The sequence below is a fragment of the Carnobacterium sp. genome, assembly GCF_049673005.1.
Lineage (GTDB): Bacteria > Bacillota > Bacilli > Lactobacillales > Carnobacteriaceae > Carnobacterium_A.
Window position 1 is genome coordinate 1 of record NZ_JBATXB010000032.1, and the last position, 1,664, is coordinate 1,664.

The window sequence follows — 1,664 nt, forward strand, 5'->3', positions numbered from 1 at the left end:
CTTTCAGCATTTGCCACTGTCGGCATTACAAAAGGACTCGCAAGCAACATCGCTGCAATTAATCCTGTAGTTAATTTGTTTTTCAAAAAAAAATACCCCCTGTAAATCTATCTAATCAATTTTTCCAACTTAACAAGTATAGCATCAAAAGAGAAATTAAACGATACCTCTAAGGTAACAAATTCACGAGTAGTGTTACAAACAGATTAAATAACTCGTAGCCTTTCTACTCTTTACTCGGTACTTTTCACTTTAAATTAAGGCTAGAAATTAAAACTCTTTCGTTATATTATATGTTTAAGCCTTCCTTTATCTGATAAAAACCCTATTTGATAACGATTAAGTAGCATTACTATTGGCGAATGTATCCATCATAGAAGGAGTTAGAAAATGACAAAAAAAAGAAAAGAACTACTCGTTGCACTTATACTTATTTTATTCTTAATTACAGGTGGAATAAGCTTACATCAACATAAAATTAACGTACAAGCGAAAGAAGCACAAAAAATAGAAACAGAAATCAAAAAAGCTTTTACAACCGTCAAATACAATGTGAAACAACTCTATAAAAATGATGATTATCAACTTTTAAGCGAATCTATTTCAAAAGTAAAAATAACTAAAGCTGAAGACTCTCTTCAAGTATTAAATGAATTCAATCTGACTAAATCAAATAAAATAGAGTTAAAAAACTATTCACAAAGACTAGATTCAGCTAAAAAAATGTACGCTATTCAACTCTCTATACATAATAAATTTACTAACGAAAAAATTACAAGTGACGATATTGAATTTTCCAAAGAGGAAAAAGAGTTAACCTCATTAAATAAAACCCATCCACTTTTTGCTAAAACAATTACGGATAGCATTGAACAAAGCAAATCACAACTTGCTGTAAAGAAAGAATTAAACCTATTTTTTGAGGATTTCGATAAGCTAAACGTAAAAGAATCTATCTCTCGTTCTGAATATAATAAACTAAATAAAAAAATTGATTCTTTGACTAGTGAACCATTTAAAACGAGTTTAGTTGAAGCTCTAAAAGCTATTCAAACAGCCCTAGAGGATAAAGAGTTGAAAGAAAAAGAAGAACAGAATGCTACATTAGAAAAAGAGCGGCAAGAATCAGAAAAAAAGGATAAAGAAGAGGCTGAAAAAGAAAAAGTTTCTTCAACTAAAACGGATGCTTCTACAGTAAAAAAACCTATTCAAGATAAATTGGATACTACAATAAGCCCAGAGAAACCAGAACAACAAGATGGAATTGAAGGATTGATTGCACGAACTTCCACTAGTAAGTTAACTCATCAAATTATTAGTGTTGTCGCAACTGGTTCAAGTGCAACCGTTTCTTTATTCGAAAAAAACGGAGAGCAATGGCAAACTGTTCTCACGGTCCCTGGTCGTGTCGGTTACAACGGTGTAGGTAGTGCATATGAAGGTTCTGGACGTACTCCAAAAGGTGTTTATTCATTAGGTTTCGCTTTTGGAACGGGTCAAAATCCTGGTACAAATTTAGCTTACCGACAAATTACTGATCAGTCTTATTGGATTAGTAACCCTGGAGATGCACAGTACAATACGTGGCAAGAGCGTTCAAGCTCTAGTTCATTGGATGAGCATATGAGTGACTATCAGACTCAGTATCAATATGGCATAACACT

Annotated in this window: 1 pseudogene; it reads left to right on the forward strand. The window is 32.6% G+C overall.

Going from position 1 to position 1,664, the window contains the following annotated elements:
- Positions 1-390 precede the first annotated feature (390 nt).
- Positions 391-1,664, forward strand: a pseudogene (locus WBF61_RS02800) (hypothetical protein); the annotation flags it as partial.